Source organism: Sphingomonas sp. EC-HK361 (genome assembly GCF_902498785.1).
GTDB lineage: Bacteria > Pseudomonadota > Alphaproteobacteria > Sphingomonadales > Sphingomonadaceae > Sphingomonas.
In genome coordinates this window covers 1308265-1328009 of record NZ_LR701494.1, presented here as the reverse complement: position 1 = coordinate 1328009, position 19745 = coordinate 1308265, and the positions used below count along the sequence as shown (strand labels likewise).

The following is a 19745-nucleotide window of genomic DNA, read 5'->3' as shown; positions in this document are numbered from 1 at the left end:
CGGTCCGGGAACTCTGCGCGCCCGGACCGCATCGATCAACTTGCCGCGAGCGGGGTTTCCGGCGTGGGCTCAGCCGCTGGAGCCGCTTCAGCGTCCGTCTTTTTCGCCCGAATACGCTTCGGCTTTGGTGCCGCATCCGCGCTCACGACAGGCGCCTTGACCGTAGAGCCCGTGGAGACCTTGCGCTTAGGCTTTTCTGTCGCGGGCTTCGGTGCCGCCTCTGCAGCCTTGACCGGCGGGTGACGCTCCTGAGCGGTCTCTGCTGGGAGCGTGTCGGCAACGGAAGACTCTGTTGCCTCGGCAACCAGGGAGGCAGGCTCGCCCGCGGCTACAGGCGCTGGAGAGGCCTTACGCTTAGGCTTCTTGGCCGCAGGCTTCGGTTCGGCCTCCACCGTCTTGGTTCGCGGGCGACGTGCCGGCGCGGCCTTTGCCGGGGGTGTCTCAGAAACAACAGGCTCGGTCGCCTCGGTAACTGGGGGTGAAGACACTTTCTCGGCAACAGGCGAAGGAGAGTTTTTACGTTTGCCGCCGAGGCCCAGCTTCAGTGCGACTTCCCTCCGGGCCGCCGAATATCCGCGCGCAACCAACGGATAGTCCGCCGGAAGGCCATAACGGCCGCGATATTCCGCAGGGGTCAGCCCGTGCGCTGACAGATGTCGTTTCAGGGCCTTGTAGGGCTTGCCATCAATCAGGCTCAATATGTGATCGGCCGAGGCCAGGCTTTCCTCAATGGAGACCATCGGCTTATATTCCGGCACGGGCACCGGCGTCGTCGGTGCAGCCGCTGACGTTTCGGGCGCCGCCACGGGCGTCTCCTGCGCAACATCTTCAGTCGCAGGAGCGGCGGCTGGTATCGCAACAGGCGCGCCGCCCAGGAGGGCCCGCCGTGTCCCCTCCACGAGCGCCGGCAATTCGCCACTCGGCACCGTGTTGTTCGCGAAATAGGCGCTGAGTAACGTCACGGTCAAAGACATGACGCCCGAATCTTCGGCTTCGGCCATGTAACATCCTTCTTCTTGCTGGAAACACAGGTCTTGAACCAGACGCTCTTGCGCAAGCGTAAACGAACTCGTGCCTTCATTCGGTGCTCAAGTCAAAGGGAGGGGAGGAGGGTGGATGTGGGTGGCGCGGCAATTGGGCTGCCCACTATGTTCATGGAGGCCCCATGGCCGACCACTTCATCCAGGGCTCATTCGCCTTCACCTGCTCGATCGCTGAAGTCGCGCTGATCGAAGAAGCATGGCAGCTTGCCGCCGATCTCATGGGGGATTTTAAGCCCGACCCCATCAGTGACGAATTGAAGGCAGTCTTTCCGCCGACCATTGGCGATAAACCGCTGAGCGGGTTTACCGCCATCTTCGATGACGCGAACTTTCCCGACTTCGGCGCCGACATTCGGGTCGCGAATTCCATCGAAGATCCGAAGACCTGCACGGTTACCATCTACAGCACGATCGATTTTCAGCCCTGGCCGATCGCCGGGGTGATCCAGCGTTGCTGCCAATCGTCGCTGGCGATTGCCCCGGTCGGGTTCGACTGGAGCTTCACCTGTACCAAACCCTATCTCGACAGTTTCGGCGGAGGGTGGTGCGCGGTTTTCCCGGACCGGATCGAAATGGAATTCACGCGGGAAGCGCTTTCAAAGGCGCTTGAGGGAGGCATTTCATGACCCACCGTGATCATTGGGAAGACGATCCCGACCATCCCATCGACGACTGGAAAACCGAGGTCGCTAACGACGATACCGTCTTGGCTATTGCGCATGGATCGACGCCCGGTCGGAAATGCTCGCCTCTGACGACAATCCTCGAACGACCAACGCCGCACCGCGTCGTGACGCCGTTCGAATTCGTGCAACCGATCGACTGGGCAACATCGCCTATATCCACCGTGAAGCGAACCGCCCGATGCGGTGCACACTCGCAAATGGCGTGTCCGCGGCGCTCTTCTACGCCGGCATCACAGTCGATGAAATGACGTGTCGCTTCGCGCTCGACGATTGCGAAACAGCCGACCAGGCGCTCGCGATCGTCAGGCGCTACGGGTCGCTCGATCATGGCTATTGCCACGCCGGACCGCCGCCGGGCTGGGATAGTTCAACGGCATCTCCAACAGCGCTTCATCTGCTCTCAAACCTGCTTGGCGCGATCGATCGCCTGGCGGCCACCACGCCCGAGGTCGCGGGCCAGATCGATGAGGTCGCCGTGAAGCGCGCCCGCGCCTTCATCGCGATGGAATTACCATAGGGGCCCCTGAGGCCTGACAACAGCCGGCCGCAGCACCGGCCGCCACAGCTTCAACACGGAGAAAAACCATGATCGACGTTTCGACGCCGGGCGCGTCCACGCGCCTGTACAGCCAGACCCCGTTCGATGAGCGGGGCAACTTCCATTATGAGGGCGACCTCTATCGAACCGGCGACAATCTCTCGACGCTCGCCGCGCGCATCGACGGTCATCTCAAGACCAAATTTCCCGACACGCGCTTCGCGATCAAGACCGAAAAATTCGCAGGCGGCCGCAAGATCATTGCCGAGATACTCGACACGCCAGCGGACCTTACCGGGCGTGACGCGCAGAACGACTTTTTTATCGCGGTGCGCGACCAGATGGAGCGCTTCGGCTATACGCGCTCCAACCTGCTCCAGGATTACCACACCTGCTCCTTCTACTGCGAGGCACGGGTCGGGCAGGCCTATTGGGCAGCATTGGCCGCGCGTCGGGGAGCAAAGAATCCCGTCGAAGCCAAAGTCTCCCTTGCCGCGTTCAAGAAGCAGGTCAGAGCCGGTGACAGCCTGAAGCTCGTCGATGCGCCAGCCGGACACCGTTCGCTCGGAACGACGAGAGCAATCACACAGGTTCGCTCAGGAGATCTCATTCTCGAGGGCCGCTCCTATCTGAGCTTTCCGCGCGCCTCCGCCTTCGCCTGCGACGGGAAGCTCGTGCGGATTTCGAACGGCTCGGAATATGATCCCGATTCACATCTGCTCTATGAGTGGCTGCGCCGGGACGCCGCCTGAGCCATGGCCTTCATCGTCAAGGGACCGGCGGTCTGCAACAAGCCAGGCTGCGGCAAATGCTGGGACGTCGATCCCGTATTGCTTGTCCCATGCCCGGATTGCCACGCGCCCGCAGGCGCTGGCTGCCGGCGCCCCAGCGGCCACAGCGGCCCGTTCGTCGAACTTCATGCCGCTCGCGACCTCCTCGCAGACCGCGAGGGCAAATATGGCCCATGCCCCCTCGGCATCTGCGGCCGTGCAGTCTGTGACCGTCAGTCGAGCCTGCCGCTGTTCGACTGAGCACAAGCCCACGTTTTGTCTCCTCCATTATCTTGAAAGCGAAAGATGCCCGACACTCTATTCCATCAATTTGCCGACAGCGAAGGTTGGAGCGAGGCCACACAAATCGGCCTTCTCCTGCGCTATATCGGCACGCAGGACGATCTGGCCACCTTCGCCGACTTTCTTGCCCACTGCCGCGACAGCGAACCGGGAGGCGTGACCGACCCGGCGGATCGCTTCATGTGGGAGGTCATCGAAAGGCTCGGCAATCCCGGCCTTGCCCTCAATGCGGCGTTCCAGTCCTTTTGCGCCAACGCCTTCGACCTGTTCACCCCACGCCAGGCCGCCGAACGCTGGTGCTGCTGGTCGATCGGATAGCGAGGTGCCCCATGACGATCGACATCATCGTCGGCCTTCCACACCTGGGCAATGGTACAATCCTCAAGCGCGCCGTCGACATGCGGGTGCCAACGCTGATTTCGGCCAACGCGCTCTCGCGCTGGAGCCGGCGCAAAGGTTGGCCGGAATGGCAGGGCTGGAACCTCGGACAACTCGACAATGCTCGCGGACTGGCCAGCCTCTCACTTGATTCCGCCGGGTTTGTCGCCATGGCACGCTATGGTGGTTTCCCCTGGTCGACCGGCGACTATCTCACGCTCGCGGCGAGTTATCCATTCCACTGGTTCGCCAGCATGGACTATTGTGTCGAGCCCGAAATCGCCTGCGACCGCGAGGAAGTGCTCGATCGGATATCGCGCACGATCCGCGCCAATTTCGATTGCCGGTCGGGCGCGCGCGATCTCGGCATCGAGCACCGCTTGATGCCGGTGATCCAGGGGCGGCGGCCCGAGGATTATGAGCGCTGCCTCGACGGCCTCGCACTCGACTATGGTCGTACGCCCCTGATCGGCGTGGGCAGCATGTGCCGCCGCCATGCCTCGGGTCCGGAGGGGCTGATCGCTGTCTTCGATCATCTTGACCGAATTCTGCCGAAGGGGGTCATGTTGCATGGCTTCGGAATCAAGGGCACCGCTCTCTCCCATCTGAAAGGGATCGAGCATCGGATCGCCTCGATCGACAGCCAGGCTTATGGCCAGGCCGCAAGGCACGATGCCTTCGCGCAAGGGATCCCGAAGACCGACACCCTTGTGGCGCAGCACATGCAGGCATGGACGGCCAGCCAGTTCGCGCGCCTTCGCGGGGCTCCGGTGCTCCGCCAGTCCGAATTATTCCTGCCACAGTCGGATCCAACCCCGGCCGACCCCTGGGAGCAGGCAATTGCTCAGGCGCGCGCTGAAATCCGTTCTCTCGTCGAGGACGGCGACATCGGCCACGAGGACGTGACGACGCTCTGGGTCGAGCAATGGGCGGCCGACATCTACCGGGACAGTATCGCACGCTAGCCCTGAACCGAGGCGCCACGCGCCGGGATGGGAGGGAAGGGGGTGGGGAAGGGTTGGCCGGTTCGAAACGGATCGGGCCGTTCCAACCAGGAGATGTCCCATGGCAACGCTTGCCCAGCATATCGACGCGCCCCAGGTCTCGGGCGCCTACAAGGTCGACATATCCCGCGGTCGCAATATCGGACGGGTCTCGTCCGAATGGTATTCGCGTCCCGACGACGAGAAATTCCTGTCCCTCGACGATCTCTATGAGAGCGTTCGACGCCGCGCTGACCGTGCGCGCACACGCATCGTCGAAAGCCGCGACGTCCGCGTCGAGGCGAGCATGGACAATGCCGAGCGCCTCAGCCTCATCGTTCCCGGCGAAGCCGAGCCGATCGCCCCCACCAACTGGTCGTTCGGTCAATTGTCGAGCCTCGTGGGCGCTCCCGCCTCCTATCTGCGCAACCTTCCCGCCGCGCTCGCCGGCATCAATCTCCAGCATGGCCTCCTTAGCCATCGCGGCGAGCAGGTGAAGCTTCTCAAGACCCATGAGGGTCGCGCTGAATTGCGGGCAGTTACCGGACCCGATTACGGCCGGATCTGGGACCATGAGCTGGTCGCGGCTGTCATGAAGATCGCGGGCAACGGCGTTTCCGATACGCGCTGGAAGGTTCCGGGCGTGCTCGACTGGCGCTCGATGCGCTATAACCCCTATGTCGACGTCACGCACGAGACGACGACCCTCTATGCGTCGGATCGCGACGTTTTCCTGTTCCTCGTCGACGACACGCATCCGATCGAGGCAGGGAAATTGCCGAATGGCGATCCCGATCTCTTCTTTCGCGGATTTTATTGCTGGAACTCAGAAGTCGGCTCCAAGACATTGGGAATTGCGACTTTTTATCTGCGCGCGGTTTGCATGAATCGTAATCTTTGGGGCGTCGAAAATTTCGAGGAGATCTCCATCCGCCACTCGAAATTCGCTGCCAACCGCTTCGCCCATGAAGCAGCGCCCGCACTCGAGACCTTCGCCGACTCCTCGGCCATGAGCTTCATCGAAGGCATCAAGACGGCACGCGGCCGTATCGTCGCACGGTCCGACGAGGATCGCGACTCCTTCCTGCGCAAGAACGGCTTCTCCAAGGCGGACACCGCGAAGATCATCCAGTCGGTGATCGCCGAAGAAGGCCATCCGCCCGCCAGCCTGTTCGATTTTGTCCAGGGCATCACCGCGCATGCACGCGCGAAGTCCAACCAGGACACGCGGCTCGAGATCGAGGGCAAGGCGCGCAAGCTCTTTGCCAAGGCGAACTGAGGAGGACGCCGTGCCGAGCTTCACGATCGAAAGCACCTACCGGCTGCCGATTTTCCGGCACCGGACCTATCAGGCGGCAACCGCCGAAGATGCCTGCCGGCTCGCCGTCCAGGACAACGACTGGGAAGGCCAGAAGGAGGACTATGAAAATAGCGGCGCCACTTACCTGACTGGTATCTGGCCCGGTGTGGATAGCGCCTATGCGGCCCCCTCGCTGGCGTTACCTCCCGGTTTCGCCGAAGGTGATAATCCGCCGCTGGCGAACGGGACGAAACCGGTCACGCCAACAGCGGCTCCGCTCATGCCGCGCTGTCGTCATTGCGGCAGCGCGGACATCTGCCGGGACGCGAACGCCATCTGGGACGAGACCACCCAGCAATGGTCGCTGCTCGCGACCTATGACAGCCAAACCTGCGAGCGATGCGGCGCGGACAGCAACAATCTCGCCCTCTGGGTCCCGGTCGCCGAGGCTGGCTCGGCCACGGCTTTCCTGTGGGAAGTGATCCAGGCGCTGGAAACCACGTCCCTTGCCTGGGAAGCCGAATTCCAGCGCTTCTGCACCGAGAGCCATGGCCAGCTGACCGCTGATGAAGCCGCCGCCCGATGGCGCAGCGCCGCAGGCGCCTGACCATCGAGTCCGGCCCAACGGGCCAACCTTCAACACCCGTCCACCCCGAGGCGGCTTCGACCCAGGTCGGAGCCGCCCTTTTCATATCGAAAGGATCCGATCATGCACGCATCCGCCCAGGTCGAAATGCAGACCTTCACCGTCACCGTTGAATTCTCCAGCGGTGGCGAACCCTACGCGACCGAGACCTATACGGTCGAAGCGACCGACTGGTATCGCGCCCAACGCGACGCGATCGAGATGTCGGTCTCCAGCCCCTACGACAATGCGCGCATCCCCGATCTCACGCGTCGCGTGATCGCGCAATAGGCAGCCCGGCTTACTCCCGCCGCCGATCGCGACGCAGCGGGAGGAGTCGCGACCGCAACCGGAGTTGCCGCTCATGATCATCACCAGAAGCCAACGCTGGCGCGATCGGCGCTGCCGCTGGGTGCCCGGCGCCACCGAGATCGATCCCCGGCGCTTCGCCGTCGATATAATCGATACCGTCAAACAGGCAGCACCTTTCGTACGCCAGCATCACTATGCCGCCTCGATGCCTGTCACGCGCCTGTCGGTCGGTCTCTTCCGAAACGGCGCCGGTGGGCAATCCGACCTGGTCGGCGTTTGCGTCTTCGCCCACCCGGTCAACAATGCCAGCGTCCCGAAATCAGCAGGTCTCCCCGATCCGCGCAGCGCCTGCGACCTCGGGCGCCTCGTGCTGCTCGATGACACAGGCGGTAACGCCGAAACCTGGATGCTCTCGCGCGCCTTCAAACTGCTGCGTCGCGAGAAACCGGAGATCGTGTCGGTCATCTCCTATGCCGATCCGATCCGTCGCACCGACGAACAAGGTCAGGTGTTCATGCCCGGCCATGTCGGCACGCTCTATTGCGTGATGGGCAGCCGCTATACCGGACGCTCGTCAGCGCGCATCGATCTCATACTGCCCAACGGCCAGCCGATTTCGAGCCGGGCGATCTCCAAGATCCGCAACGACGAATGCGGTCAGCGCTATGCAGCCGAACAGCTGGTGGCCGCCGGTGCTCGGGCCCGTCGTTCGGGCGAAGATGCCGCCCACTGGCTCGCCGATCTTGAACGTGTCGGTTTTCTGCGCCGCCGGAAGCACCCGGGCAACCACACCTATTTATTTCCTTTGACGAACGCCGCCCGGATCGCCGCCCGCAAGGTGCCAAGCCTGCCTTACCCCGTGCTCGATCGCGCGGCGACCGGGGGTGACGTCACCGTACTGCCGTTATTGGCTCATGCCGCTTGACCGTAATGATATAAAGGACGTGATCCGTCTGGCGGCGCAATGCGCGACTATTATGATTTTCCGACCGCTTAAATGATAAAGCGCCGACGAAGGAGAACCAAATGCCGTTCCGTGAAGGTCATATTTATCCGCTCAGGAATCCAGAACGGTTTATTGCGGCATTGGGCGAGATCATTTGCCATCGCCGGACGCCCCTTCTCGGCATGGCCCTTGAGCTACCACCCAGCGCATTCAATCACGCGCTTCTCGCATATTATGGACCAATCCCGGCGGATGCAGTCACGCACGACGCCTTCATCACGACCGATCAAGGCGAGGTGCACCCGAATATGGATAAGCCGATTTCCATTCGTCTCGATGATGTCGTGCTGGAGGAAGGCCGGCTCCTTCGTCGCGACTGATCTAACGTCCCTTCATCCGTGATTTCCGCACGCTGATGACGATAATATCGTCGGAACAGCCGGGTTGCGCTTCCGACATGCTGTCGCCCGTTAACGGCCGTAACATGACGGCTTCCGGAACGGACCAAACCATTTCTATCTGTTCCCACTCACCAATTCGGCGCGGATCGCGCCGCCGGCGGTACCTAGCCTGCCTTATTCCATTCTCGATCGCGCCACGCCCGCCGGAGACGTGACGGCGCTCCCGCTGCTCGCCCACACAGCCTGACGCACGCGTATCCAGCCGGAGGGAAGGGGGCAGGGATGGGTGCCGGTCAGGGATCGGCGCAACGGAGAACCCCACCATGCCCGACCATGACGCCCGCGCCCTCCTTGTCGAGGCGCTCGATTTCTTCAACGACCATCCCCGCTTCAGCCTGCGACGCGACCGGCGTCGGACGAGCTACGAGCTTGCCGCGCGGATCGACGCTTTCCTTGCGCCGGACACGGCCGTTTACCCCATCGTGGCTGCCGCCCGCGAACGCTGGGCTACTGCCCATATGTTGCGCATCGACCCCGACGAGCAAACGGTCCAGCGTGATGGCGACGGCTATTGGGTGCGGGCATGGGTGCGCGTTGATGCAGCCGGTCTGGACGAAGCCGGTGCCGCGCAGATCGACCGATACGCCAGCGCGTTTACCGCACTGCCAGAGATCACCCGCCAGGTTTTCATGGCCGATCTACTAGGCGACGAAGATTTTACCGCGATCGCGGCGCGCCTCGGCATCACCACGCACGAGGTCGAGCAGCATATCGCCGACGCGCTCGTCGCCATCAGCCGGGCGCTCGACCGGCGCTGATGACACGCTCCGGTCGGACGCCCCGCCGCGCACTCGACACATCCCAAGGAAAGAATCATGACCCAGACGACAAGGCACGATTTTGCGCGCCTGCTGGCCCGCGCTCGCACTGCGATCGCCGACGCAAACCCGGCAGGACATATCCTGTGCGACGAATTGGCACAGGCCGAACGGCTCGTGGAAAACCACGTAGTTCCCTGGTCGGCGGATATCCACGTCGCGTTCATCGACCATCGTCATGGAGGCGATCTCTATGCCGCCTTCACCCGCGAGGCGTTAATGGCAGAGGTCGCCTCATTCTGCCGAGAATGGTGGTCGGAGATACGCGACACGCGCGATCCCGCGACGCTCCCTGATGAAGACGCAGGGTCGATCTACTTCGACGCGCACGAAGAAGAATATCTCTGGACCGAGCGCATCTCGGTCGACGCGCCGCCGATCGGCTCGCCGAAGGCATTACGCGTCGGTCGCCATCTCGTGATCAGCACCAGCCATATCCGTCCCGCCACCGCCGACCTTCTCGACCAATGGGCGCCGATGGTCCCGGAATCGCGCCCGCTTGGTGTCGCCGAGGCCGGCTATGGCTGGTTCGTCCTCACCGATCCGCTCGACGGCCTGGAACGGGAGATGGTCCCAAACGAGCTTTGGGCCGCCATCGAATTCGCGCGCGCGCAGGGCTGCCGCTGGCTTCTTCTCGACCGCGACGCGGATTGCATCGACGGTCTTGAGACCTTCGAGTGGTGAGGGCCCCTGCGATGACCTGCCGCTCCTCCAGGGCCGAGGTTCGCAATCCGGTCCTCGGCCTTCCCGCCGCACGCCTCCTCCAGGCTATGCCAGCCGATACCCGCACCTTGCTCGCAGTGCTGCTGCTCGACCTTGCCGCCGACGCGCGCCACCGTTCGCGATCGAGCTGGGAGAGCCGCAAGGTGTTTGTCGCTGCCTACTGGGCTACCGTTGCCGTCTATGCCGGACATGTCGCCCGGGTCCTCGGCGGGATCCGGCAACGGGGTGCTTCGCGCAAACCCTTTCGCATCGCCCAAAAAGGCTATGCCGAGCTTGCCGCAGCGAGCTGGAAGGAAGCCTCCGACCTCTATTGCGAGCGCCGCGACCGATTGGGTCTGGGCGCCAGCATGTACCCCGAGGCGCTGCTGTTGGTGGCCGAAACGCCTGTGGGGCGAATCAGCTATAACGGCCGGATCTGGATGCCCGGCGACTGGGAGCCCGGCACGGAGCCCCTCTACGACAACAGGTTGCCTGCCGGACACTGACTGGCGCGCAGTCGCGCCGATCCACCGTGAGGAGACACCGCATGGGCGCAGCTCTTGCGCGCGGCTTGCTTGCCGCGCCTGATGATCCTTTGCCTGCGATCGACGATAGGGTCATAGCCGCCGCGCGGCGCGGAGCCTGGTTCGCCTTCAATCTCTCGGGCGGCAAGGATTCCACCGCCTCGGCCCATGCCGGACTCGCGCTGCTCAACGCCCTGGGCCATCCGCGTGATCGCCGGATCGCGATTCACGCTGACCTCGGCCGGGCGGAATGGCGCTCGACCCCGGCGATGGTCGCAGCAATCGCCGACAGGCTTGGGCTGCCCTTGCTGGTGGTCAGCCGATCGGCAGGCGACATGGTGAGCCGCTGGGAGCAACGCTTCCTGTCGGGCAAGCGCCGCTACGAGGCGCTCGAAACCTACAATCTCATCGGACCCTGGTCCTCGGCATCGCTGCGCTTCTGCACGTCCGAGCTGAAAGTCCAGGTGATCGGCCCTGACCTCGCACGCCGCTATCGGGGCGAAACCATCGTTTCGGTCATCGGCCTGCGCCGCGATGAAAGCCCGAGCCGTCGTGCCACGCCGGTCTCCCGTGCCGACGAACGCTTCGCAAAGCCGGGCAACGCCGCCGGCACGCGCATGCTCAGCTGGCATCCGGCCGTCGACTGGAGTGCCAACGATGTGTTCGGCATTCATAAGCGCCACGGGCTGCCGTTGCACGAAGCCTATGTCCAATACCGGACAACCCGGCTGTCCTGTGCTTTCTGCGTGCTTGCATCGGCGCACGACCTAGCTGCCTCCGCTGCCGCCCCTGGCAACTTCGATCTCTACCGCCATCTGGTGGCGATCGAGGCGGACTCGACCTTCTCCTTTCAGCCTCAACGATGGCTCGCCGATGTTTCGCCTCGATGGCTGTCGGCCGCACGTCTTCACGAGGTCGCGCGTGCCAAACTGCGAGCCCAGGAACGCAGGGCGCTCGAAGCGGCCATGCCCCCGCAGTTGCGCTATGTGAAGGGCTGGCCACCCCGCATGCCGAGCATGGCCGAGGCCTCGCTGATCGCGAAGGCCCGCGCGCCGATCCTGGCCCATCACGGCCTTCCTGACCATTTCCCTGACGCTGCCGCGGTCCAGGCCCGGTTCGCAGACCTCCTCGCCGTGAAGTCCGAACGGTCCCGCTAACGAGCCGGAGGGGAGGACTTTTTTTGAAGGGGCGTCGGGCGAATTTCGCTCGGCGATCTCCCTGCTGCCGAACGCGCAGCCCCAAGCCTCCACCATCAAAGGAACAACCAATGGACGTCATCGTCTCTCGGTCCCGCACCCCGGGCACCGCCTCGACCTACCACTATCGCGCCCTCGTGCCGCTCACCGAGGTCGCGGCCCGGCGGCGCCCGCGCTGCGTCGTCATCCAGGCCCAGATCGGCAATGGCCGGGTGCCCTCGACCCGCATCGCCGACGTCGTAGCGCCCGCTACCTGGTATGAACGTGAGTTGGCCACGCCCCTGGGCCTTGCCGCGCGGCTCAACCTGGTCGCGCGGCGAATCGAGGCGCTCATCATCCACACCGTCTTTCCCGAGATGACCGCTCGGTTGCCCCCCCTGATGCTCGCCCTGGACTTCGATCCCGGCGAGGCCAGCTACCGCGTCGCCGTCGCCGATCTGAACGCAGCCTTCGACCGGTTCGCGCCCGGCATCGACACGCTGATGGCAGCCGATCTCGGACTCTACCAGGGCTGCGACCTGCGCGCCGCCTGACATTGAAAGGACCCGTCATGGCTCAATATTCCCAAGCCAGTCTCGAGACCGCCGCCTGCCTCTGGGAGGCAGTTCTGACCTTACGCACCAGGCCGATCACCGATCCCGATGCGATCGGCTTGGCTCCCGCGATCGGCAAGTCGTTCGATGCGCTAGGAACCGCGGCGCTGCGACTAACGGTGATTGGCTGGGCCGATGCCGTCGAGGCTGCCTGGCGCGAGGTCCAGAACGATTATCCACTCTGCTTCGACTGGGATTTCGTTCCCGACTGGATCATCGACCACATCGACTGGACCGATCCGTTCCATCCCGCCGTGATCCAAAGGGGAGGGGGATGAGGGCTCATGTGGCGGGGAATTGGTCTCCGCCAGACAGGAGTCGCATCCCATGTCCTTTCCCGCCATCATCCGGCCCGAGGTCGGCCAGTCGCTCATCACCAAGGTCTCGCGCCTGTTCAACGGCACGCTCGGCGACGTGCTTCAGTTATGTGGAATTACGAGTCACGCGTTTTCTTGAGGTTTTCTGGGCCTTTTGCCGCAGCTTGGCCGGGGTCGGACCGGACGGGGTAGGTTCATCATCGAGACGCGCCAGCAAACGATCGATAGCAATGCGATCGCCATCGGCGGCTTGTTGCTCTTCGGCAGTGACAGGGATTGCCTTCAGGAAGTGATCGACGTTGTCCTTTGCTTCCAGGAGCTGTCCTCGCGACGATGCTTTTGGAATGTAGAAGTCGCATCGCGCGCATGCCATCCGATGCGGGCACCTGTCGAAGAACTCGAAGCTGCACCAACCATGTCCGAGATCATAGTGAAGCCAGGGGACACCCTCCTGCGGATTTTTCATCTGATCGCGGTCGATCAAAACTTTGACCACGCGAGCGTTGCGCTCGAAATACCCTGCGTCGGTATACGCCTTGGCCAGCTTCGTCGGCGTGATCTTCACGTAATGCTGCGTCGAATGCGGCGACCTATGGCCAAGCCACTCCTGAAGTTCCGAGAGCGTCATCGGTTCTTCACTGTTGAACAGCTGGCTGGCAATGGTGGCCCGTGCGCGATGACTGGTGAGTTTGCCCCGAACATCATGATCGGGGATGCCGGCCTTTCTACATAGAATTGGAATCAGTCGGACATTTATGAAGCCGTTGGCCATCGGGATGGCTCGAAATTGGAACAGGAATTGGACAAGGTCGCCAGTTTTAGGATCAGGGTATGCCGGTTGGACCGGACGTATGGCCTGCCATGCTTCAATCGCCTCGCCGACAGCCGGGTCAACAGGCTTGGTATAGCAATTTCCGGTTTTGTGATCGGGAACGTCCAACAAACAGATCGGCGGGCCCTTGCCGGAATCCATGGGCTGCCAGCGGATGCAACCAAGCCGCAACCGACGGATTTCGTTGTTTCTCAGCGCTGCGAACAGCCACACGACCGCTATCGCGCGTATATATTCCACGTCGAAAAGCAGGCCGCTGCTGTTAGCGCGAGGAACATCGGACTTCTCGAGATTGAGGCCGGCCCAAAGCAGACGCGCCCACAGATCATCGGCAATCACTCGGGGCTTGGGGCCGAGTTTAGCGCGGATACTTTGCGGTATCGCAAAACTGCGGCCCGGATCGAAGGAGCGTTCAATCCAACCCCATTCCTGACAATCATAGAAAAAGCCACGGACCTGGCAAATCAAGCCTGCGATCGTGCTTGCTTTCACCGCTTCACCCGCCCGCGGGTGCGGCGCTGCCGGTGCCACATATTGACCGACGCGCAATTTGGCCATCGCTGATACGAATTCTGCCGCAACTGTGCGCGTCCATTGTGCGGGCGATACGATCTCAGGATGATGGGCAGCCAGCCAGCGCCCAACCTTATAGAGTGTGGTTCGATGACCTCGACGGGTTTCGATAGTTGTCGTTTGCGTCCAGCGTTCAATCCAACCGCACCATTCGTCTGCCACACCGATGTGTATGCTTTCTATTTGTTTCGTTCTCGGCGGCGCACGCTCGAGCGGCTGTTCAAGGATGCCTTGATTGGCCAAGACTTTAGAAATCGCGTAATAATAGCGCCGCTCCACGTTTGATCCCTCGGCGCGATAAAATTCCAGAATCTCCGGATTCAAATCTTCGAGGCGCGGGCTTCGATTCACGAGCAGAACCGATGACACGAACAACTTCATGTATTTCGGATCGATACGATAGCCCCACCGGACGAGAGGCGTCGTAAGCCGCTCGATCGCAGATGCCACCGACGCGCTACCAAAAATTCGGTTAGCCAACGATTTCCTGTGTGTTGAGGCCAACGTCGAATAGCTGGTGAACCAGTTGTGGAGATAGGCGATCGCTGCGATGTCCACACGGACGCCAGTAGCTACCTTCCTCTTATTTCTGTCGAAGAAATCGTGCGTTGTGCGGCCGAGCACTTTTGCCCAATGCTGTTCCTTCCAGCCCCAATATGTACGATTCAACAAGAGGCACTCTCTCAGGAGCACCATCATTGCATCGTTTGGGGCCGCCGCCTCCGATCCAATGATAGCGAGCGCGTCTTCGATTGGTTTCATCAGACGTAGGAGCTGCTCCCGCTCCTGCGTGCGATATTCAAAGCGGCTCCATTGGCCCAGCACGCGCTTTTTCAGCCACGCTTGAATGGCTGAACGCTCTCCCACGGTGAGCTTCGGCGATCGATCATATTCGGCCGTTGCGAGTGGATTCGGCCAATGCCGCGTAGCGGGCTCGGGATCGTCCATTGTCTGCGGATTCATTGGCCGCGCTCCGGGCTGCTTTCGACCAACATGCGCGTTCGCCATGCGTGGATCTGCTCCATGGAGCCGGCCAGTTTTCTGGAGAGATCCCTGCCAGAGAGGTGGATATACTGCTGTGTGGATGCGAGGTTCCGGTGTCCGGCGAGCTGGGCGATCTCATGTATGTCCCAACCTACGCGAGCCAGATCGGTCAGACAAAGATGGCGCAATGTGTGGGTCGAAAACTTATCGAGGTCGGCCGCGACCGCGATGCGCCTGATCACCTTTGACCAGGTCCACAGCGTGATGGGCTTTCCGTAATTTCGACGCGATTCAGAAAGGAAGAGCCTGCCGCGATCACGGCCCACCCGACGTCGATGCTCAAGATAGGCGGAAAACAAAACACCGGCGGTTTCCGAGTAGGGAACAATACGGTCTCTGTTGCTCTTGCTGGTTTCGCCCCGGATCAGGATCAGACGATGTGCCGGATCGATGTCGCGCGTCTCAATGGCGCAAAGTTCCTCGCGTCGCAGCGCGGCATCATATGCGATCGCCAGCATGCATCGATTACGGATAGGTTCACCTTTGGCGCACAGGAGAAACCGCTGCCATTCTTCATCCGAAGGGATCCACGGTAAACGCTTGTGCCGCCGGATCAGACCGCGGTCGCGCTTTGAACTGAACGGCCTGTTCGGGACAAACCGGCCACGTCCAACCGGATTGTTCGTACGGATGCCCTCTTCAACGAGGTAGTCGAAGAACAGACGAATGGCTGTAAGCCGCTGTTGCAGCGTGGCGCTGGAAAGGCCGGATGTAGATTGCGTTGCGTCCTGTACCGACATCCTGGCGCCGGGAAGCATCCGCAGATGACCCACGTAGTTGGCAATGTCGGGCCGGGTTGCAGAGATCGCCGCAACCTCGTTGTCCTCGCACCATCGTAGGAACTGCTCGAGACCGCGGCCATAGGCCTCCACGGTATTGAAAGCCAACCCGAGCATGTGCTGAATATCGAGCCACTCTTTCCCCTGGGGATGCCCGAAGGAAAGCGGAAAAAGTTGCCATCGGATATTCACAGCGGTCATGTGAGTACCCCGTCCGGTCCGACCCCGGCCGAGCTGCGGCAAAAGGCCCAGAAAACCTCAAGAAAACGCGTGACTCGTAGGTCTTAGCTTCTCACGCCAAGCCACGAATTCCAAATAACATAACGAACTTTTCCAGAATAGCCGTCGCGCCGGTGCCCGCGCGATCCATGTCGCGGTTTACAATCTCCCAGCCGGCACCGCACTGTCCATCTACGATGACGGCTCCGGGATCGACGATCCGGCCAACCTCCTGAGCCTCGGCGATTCGGGCTGGCAGGAGGATATTCGGACGCGCGAGGATCCCGCCGGCATGGGGGTATTCAGCCTCGCCGGCCGGGATGTGGTTGTCCGCTCATGGTCGAAGGCGGCGGGACGGGGTTGGGCGGTCCATATCCCGGCTGACGGCTGGGAAGGGGGTGTGCCGCTCGCGATCCAGTCGTGCGGGATCGTGCACGGCACCGAGATCCAGATCATGCTGCCGCCCGCCTGGGATGAGCAGCTTGGGTCGGCGCTGCGCCTCGCGGCCCAATATTTCCCGCTCCCCGTTCATTTCGAGGGCGCGCAGCTTCCGCGCGAGGACTTTCTGGCCGGCGCCGACCAGATCGAGGAATGGGAAGGCTGTCGTATCGGCATCTTCCATGACGGTACCATGGAGGCAGTCCATACCCCCCGGATCAATTTCCACGGCGTGACGGTCGCTTCCAGACTTCCCGCCCTGAGCGAAATCGAAAAGCCTCTTAACTGGCGAGTGCGGGTCGATATCGTCGATGCGCCGGCGCTCCAGCTCGTGCTCCCCGCGCGCAAGGAAATGGTCGAGAACGACGCGCTGTGCCGGCTCAGGGAAGCGGCCGAAATCGCGCTTTACCGCGCCATCTGCCGCGAGAAATCTCATCGGCTCTCCTACGAGGCCTGGGCGCGTGCCCGCGACCTTGGGATTGCTCTTCCCGAAGCCGACCGCTGGCTCAATGCCTGGACGCCGAACATTGCCGACACGTCCAACCGATACCAGGGCGCGGCCATTCGATCGGGCCCTATGATCATCATGTCCGACCACGAACCCGACATCGAGCAAGCGCTTGCCCGCGCACTTGCGAACGAAACACCGCTCGGTGGTCCCCTGGTTCACGAGAACCGCGATTTCGAGGACTATCGCTGGTATGACGAATTGCCGCGTCTCCTGTCCTGCAGTTTCACCGTGCAGCGCGATGGCGTCCTTCATCGCTATGCCGACGATATCGCCCTGCCCGAAGAATTTGAGTCCGGACCGGTCGAGAATATCTCCGCCGAAATCCTTCTGCGGTCCGGCGGCCCGTCGCCGGCAGAACCAACCATCTACCGCGTGCCCACGGACATGCTGGTCTGCAACAATGCCTGCTGGACGCTCGACGAGGCGACCATCCTCTTTGACGGCAAGGCCAATGTGCAGCCGCACGCGCTTGCCGACCTGATGCACGCCAGTTTGTTCTGCTATTCTGACGATTGCGGGCACGATAGCTGGGATACGCAATCGCTCGCGTTCGAGCATGAAGCGCGAAATCTCGCCAACCTGTTGCTGCTGGGTGAGGACGAGGCGCTTCTCGCCCAATTGCGCGACGCGGTCTTCGAGCACGTTCAGTGGCTCATTCCCGACAACCGCAGCCTGACCATCTCCGGCGACAGGACGACGATCTCGCTTTCGCTGGATCAAGCGGCCTGAGCCCGTCGCTCCAGCCGTAACCAAACCATCTCGAAGGAGATCCCTGATGCGCCATGCCACACTCTTTGTCTGCTCGACCGCTCATTTGCCTGTCGCCGAGCGTCGTCACATCGATCACCTCATCGCCGTCGCGCCACGCGGGCCGGACGGACGTGTCGAGGTCGGCCATCTCGATCTGGTGATCGAGCCCTATGCCTACGGCTTTTTCGTCCACACCAGCGTCGTCGGGTGCGGCGGTGAGGCGCCCGACATCAGCCAGGAGTTCTGGGCGATCCTGAGTTCGGCATTCGACAGGGATGCCTCCTGGGTCCTGTTCGACCGCGACGAACCCACCTGCTCCGAACTGCCCATCTTCGCGGACCCCAACCAGCCCGAGGAGCACCAGTCATGACGGACCTCTGCTCGATGCAACCCTGTTCGTCCAAACGCGCAGCACTTGCGTCCTTCGATCATGCCTATGCCGTCGCGCTCCGGATGCGGCACGAGACGGGCCGCCCCCAATTCGTGCTGCGCACCGGTGATCCGCTCCAGCCGTTTCGCGTCTCCAGCACGGGGCCACAGCACCGTCAGGCGCTGATGACGCTCGTCGCCTGATCCGGCGCCTGCACGTGCCGGCAACGGCTCTCTTTAACGAGGACAACCACATGAACGATGGAATATTGCGTCAGTCCGCAAATGAGGCCTGCGACGCGCCACCGCCTGCCATCCAATATCTGGACCTCACCGAAGATGAGTTTGTGGACAGGTTCCAGCCAGTGCCCAATCATCTCCTCGCAACGGCGGGGTTCGACTTCGGCCGGGGCGGATGCCTGTTCGAAGCCTCCGGCCCGGACCTCAAATTCATCCGCTCGCAACCTGCGGCAAATGTCTGGACGATGATCGAGGGCGACGACGGTCTCGAGATCACCGATGGCATGCACGCCGTCAATCGCCTCGGCTATCTCCTGACCGAGCAGCCATGTCCCCCCGATACGATGGTGAGTGTGCCACTCGACTTCTAAGCGGCCACTCCTCCCGTCTCTCGGGGCCTCGGGAGCCAATTGATCGTCGCATTCCGGCCGCCCGGCCTCCGGGATCAGGCGCCAACCGTCACGGCGACGTCCCTTATCGGCTCCCGACCTCCTTCCTGGAGATCAGCCATGTACGATCCGAAGCGACCGCCGACCGCGGCGGCGAACGACGACGCTTGCCTTACTGTCCTATCCGGCGTCCCTGTGATTGCCGCATGGGGCATGGGCGTCGACAGCACCGCGATGATCATCGAATGGGTCGCGCGGGGGCTGCCCCTGTCCGCCGTCCTCACAGCCGACACCGGGGTCGAGCGCGAGGAAACCTATGCCTTTCTGCCGATCTTCCAGCGCTGGATGGACCGGCATCATATCGAGCATCATGTCGTCCGCTATGTGCCGAAGCGCTTCAAGCACTGGCCGCCCTATTTCTCGCTCCTGGAGAACTGCCTCACCAACGCGACACTGCCGTCGATCAGCTTCGGCCGCCACAGTTGCAGCCAGAAATGGAAAATACAGCCCCAAGATCAATGGGTTAATTCATGGGCGCCGGCGCAGAAAATATGGGCTGAAGGTGGCAAGGTTGTCAAGCTCATCGGCTACGACAGCTCGCCCGCCGATAGTCGCCGCTATGCCCATCGCGAAGGCCATATCAGCGACCTGTACGACTATCATTATCCGCTGCGCGCCTGGGGTTGGGATCGAGACGCCTGCATCGCGCGGATCCGTGCCGAAGGCCTGCCCGTGCCGATCAAATCGGCTTGCTGGCTTTGTCTCGCGCAGAAAACGGGCGAGTTGATCACCCTTCCAGGCTGGTGCCTCCGCCTGATCATATTGGTGGAGGCTCGCGCCGCTCCGCGCCTTGTGACGGTCGAGGGTCTGTGGCGCAAGTCGACGCGTGAGCGCCCCGGCTCGATGACCCACTTCATCCGCGAACGCGCTCTGCTGCCTGCTTCCGAAATAGACGCGATCATTGCCGGCGCACCGGTTGATCTGATCGACTTCCAACGGGTCGCGGCCCAGATCCCACTCGCCGAACGACCGACGATGCGGGACTGGATCGATCGGTTCAATGCGGGTGTCGAACGGCTCGCGGCATGACGATACCGTCAATCTGT

At 62.3% G+C, this 19745-nt stretch carries 25 protein-coding genes; 22 read left to right on the top strand and 3 right to left on the bottom strand.

The window, feature by feature from the left end; genetic code table 11:
- Nucleotides 1-35: 35 nt before the first annotated feature.
- Complete coding sequence (locus tag BOS5A_RS13790; protein ID WP_070156500.1) at nucleotides 36-1001, bottom strand: MucR family transcriptional regulator; 966 nt, start codon at nucleotides 999-1001, stop codon at nucleotides 36-38.
- Nucleotides 1002-1165: 164 nt separating this feature from the next.
- Between BOS5A_RS13790 and BOS5A_RS13785 the strand changes: the two genes are divergently transcribed.
- From BOS5A_RS13785 to BOS5A_RS13710, 17 genes are all read left to right on the top strand, one after another.
- Complete coding sequence (locus tag BOS5A_RS13785; RefSeq protein ID WP_070156501.1) at nucleotides 1166-1669, top strand: hypothetical protein; 504 nt, start codon at nucleotides 1166-1168, stop codon at nucleotides 1667-1669.
- A 238-nt stretch (nucleotides 1670-1907) separates the two neighbouring features.
- Nucleotides 1908-2246 (top strand): hypothetical protein, encoded by a 339-nt coding sequence (locus BOS5A_RS13780; RefSeq protein ID WP_151955602.1) that lies wholly within the window; start codon nucleotides 1908-1910, stop codon nucleotides 2244-2246.
- Between the two features lie 68 nt (nucleotides 2247-2314).
- Entirely contained in the window at nucleotides 2315-3019 is a 705-nt protein-coding gene (locus tag BOS5A_RS13775) for a hypothetical protein (RefSeq protein ID WP_070156503.1), read from the top strand.
- A gap of 3 nt (nucleotides 3020-3022) precedes the next feature.
- Entirely contained in the window at nucleotides 3023-3298 is a 276-nt protein-coding gene (locus tag BOS5A_RS16295) for a zinc finger domain-containing protein (protein ID WP_070156504.1), read from the top strand.
- Between the two features lie 45 nt (nucleotides 3299-3343).
- A complete protein-coding gene (locus BOS5A_RS13770; protein ID WP_070156505.1) occupies nucleotides 3344-3658 on the top strand; it encodes a hypothetical protein in 315 nt (104 codons plus the stop codon).
- Between the two features lie 11 nt (nucleotides 3659-3669).
- Nucleotides 3670-4683, top strand: a complete 1014-nt coding sequence (locus BOS5A_RS13765) for a deazapurine DNA modification protein DpdA family protein (protein WP_070156506.1) — start codon at nucleotides 3670-3672, stop codon at nucleotides 4681-4683.
- Between the two features lie 100 nt (nucleotides 4684-4783).
- Nucleotides 4784-5980, top strand: coding sequence for a DUF932 domain-containing protein (locus BOS5A_RS13760; RefSeq protein ID WP_070156507.1), 1197 nt, complete (start codon nucleotides 4784-4786; stop codon nucleotides 5978-5980).
- Nucleotides 5981-5990: 10 nt separating this feature from the next.
- Nucleotides 5991-6608, top strand: coding sequence for a hypothetical protein (locus BOS5A_RS13755; protein ID WP_070156508.1), 618 nt, complete (start codon nucleotides 5991-5993; stop codon nucleotides 6606-6608).
- A gap of 102 nt (nucleotides 6609-6710) precedes the next feature.
- A complete protein-coding gene (locus BOS5A_RS13750; RefSeq protein WP_066044522.1) occupies nucleotides 6711-6917 on the top strand; it encodes a hypothetical protein in 207 nt (68 codons plus the stop codon).
- A 73-nt stretch (nucleotides 6918-6990) separates the two neighbouring features.
- Nucleotides 6991-7863 carry a Mom family adenine methylcarbamoylation protein gene (locus BOS5A_RS13745; RefSeq protein WP_070156509.1) on the top strand — a complete coding sequence of 291 codons (873 nt, stop codon included), beginning with the start codon at nucleotides 6991-6993 and terminating at the stop codon, nucleotides 7861-7863.
- Nucleotides 7864-7964: 101 nt separating this feature from the next.
- Complete coding sequence (locus BOS5A_RS13740; RefSeq protein WP_070156510.1) at nucleotides 7965-8264, top strand: hypothetical protein; 300 nt, start codon at nucleotides 7965-7967, stop codon at nucleotides 8262-8264.
- 344 nt (nucleotides 8265-8608) lie between these two features.
- Nucleotides 8609-9103: a hypothetical protein gene (locus BOS5A_RS13735; protein WP_070156512.1), complete on the top strand. Its 495-nt coding sequence runs from the start codon at nucleotides 8609-8611 to the stop codon at nucleotides 9101-9103.
- 57 nt (nucleotides 9104-9160) lie between these two features.
- On the top strand, nucleotides 9161-9847 hold the full coding sequence (locus BOS5A_RS13730) for a DUF5983 family protein (protein WP_070156513.1): 687 nt from the start codon (nucleotides 9161-9163) through the stop codon (nucleotides 9845-9847).
- 11 nt (nucleotides 9848-9858) lie between these two features.
- Nucleotides 9859-10371: a hypothetical protein gene (locus BOS5A_RS13725; RefSeq protein WP_223806385.1), complete on the top strand. Its 513-nt coding sequence runs from the start codon at nucleotides 9859-9861 to the stop codon at nucleotides 10369-10371.
- Between the two features lie 89 nt (nucleotides 10372-10460).
- Entirely contained in the window at nucleotides 10461-11546 is a 1086-nt protein-coding gene (locus tag BOS5A_RS13720) for a phosphoadenosine phosphosulfate reductase domain-containing protein (protein ID WP_234419337.1), read from the top strand.
- Nucleotides 11547-11656: 110 nt separating this feature from the next.
- Nucleotides 11657-12118: a hypothetical protein gene (locus BOS5A_RS13715; protein WP_070156515.1), complete on the top strand. Its 462-nt coding sequence runs from the start codon at nucleotides 11657-11659 to the stop codon at nucleotides 12116-12118.
- A 17-nt stretch (nucleotides 12119-12135) separates the two neighbouring features.
- Nucleotides 12136-12456, top strand: coding sequence for a hypothetical protein (locus BOS5A_RS13710; RefSeq protein WP_070156516.1), 321 nt, complete (start codon nucleotides 12136-12138; stop codon nucleotides 12454-12456).
- Nucleotides 12457-12601: 145 nt separating this feature from the next.
- On the opposite strand, the gene BOS5A_RS13705 is transcribed toward BOS5A_RS13710, so the two are convergent.
- Nucleotides 12602-14848: a tyrosine-type recombinase/integrase gene (locus BOS5A_RS13705; protein WP_199857375.1), complete on the bottom strand. Its 2247-nt coding sequence runs from the start codon at nucleotides 14846-14848 to the stop codon at nucleotides 12602-12604.
- An 11-nt stretch (nucleotides 14849-14859) separates the two neighbouring features.
- Nucleotides 14860-15924: a tyrosine-type recombinase/integrase gene (locus BOS5A_RS13700; RefSeq protein ID WP_070156517.1), complete on the bottom strand. Its 1065-nt coding sequence runs from the start codon at nucleotides 15922-15924 to the stop codon at nucleotides 14860-14862.
- 418 nt (nucleotides 15925-16342) lie between these two features.
- Here BOS5A_RS13700 and BOS5A_RS13695 point away from each other — a divergent pair, with 418 nt between their 5' ends.
- From BOS5A_RS13695 to BOS5A_RS13675, 5 genes are all read left to right on the top strand, one after another.
- Nucleotides 16343-17620 carry an ATP-binding protein gene (locus BOS5A_RS13695; RefSeq protein WP_124807287.1) on the top strand — a complete coding sequence of 426 codons (1278 nt, stop codon included), beginning with the start codon at nucleotides 16343-16345 and terminating at the stop codon, nucleotides 17618-17620.
- Between the two features lie 46 nt (nucleotides 17621-17666).
- On the top strand, nucleotides 17667-18011 hold the full coding sequence (locus BOS5A_RS13690) for a DUF5983 family protein (protein ID WP_070156519.1): 345 nt from the start codon (nucleotides 17667-17669) through the stop codon (nucleotides 18009-18011).
- Nucleotides 18008-18214, top strand: a complete 207-nt coding sequence (locus BOS5A_RS13685) for a hypothetical protein (protein ID WP_223806386.1) — start codon at nucleotides 18008-18010, stop codon at nucleotides 18212-18214. The genes BOS5A_RS13690 and BOS5A_RS13685 overlap by 4 nt, the downstream gene beginning before the upstream one ends.
- 161 nt (nucleotides 18215-18375) lie before the next feature.
- The gene (locus BOS5A_RS13680) at nucleotides 18376-18621 is read left to right on the top strand and encodes a hypothetical protein (RefSeq protein ID WP_151955600.1); all 246 of its coding nucleotides are present in this window, start codon (nucleotides 18376-18378) and stop codon (nucleotides 18619-18621) included.
- A gap of 138 nt (nucleotides 18622-18759) precedes the next feature.
- Nucleotides 18760-19728 (top strand): hypothetical protein, encoded by a 969-nt coding sequence (locus tag BOS5A_RS13675; RefSeq protein WP_083276931.1) that lies wholly within the window; start codon nucleotides 18760-18762, stop codon nucleotides 19726-19728.
- Nucleotides 19729-19745: the final 17 nt, after the last annotated feature.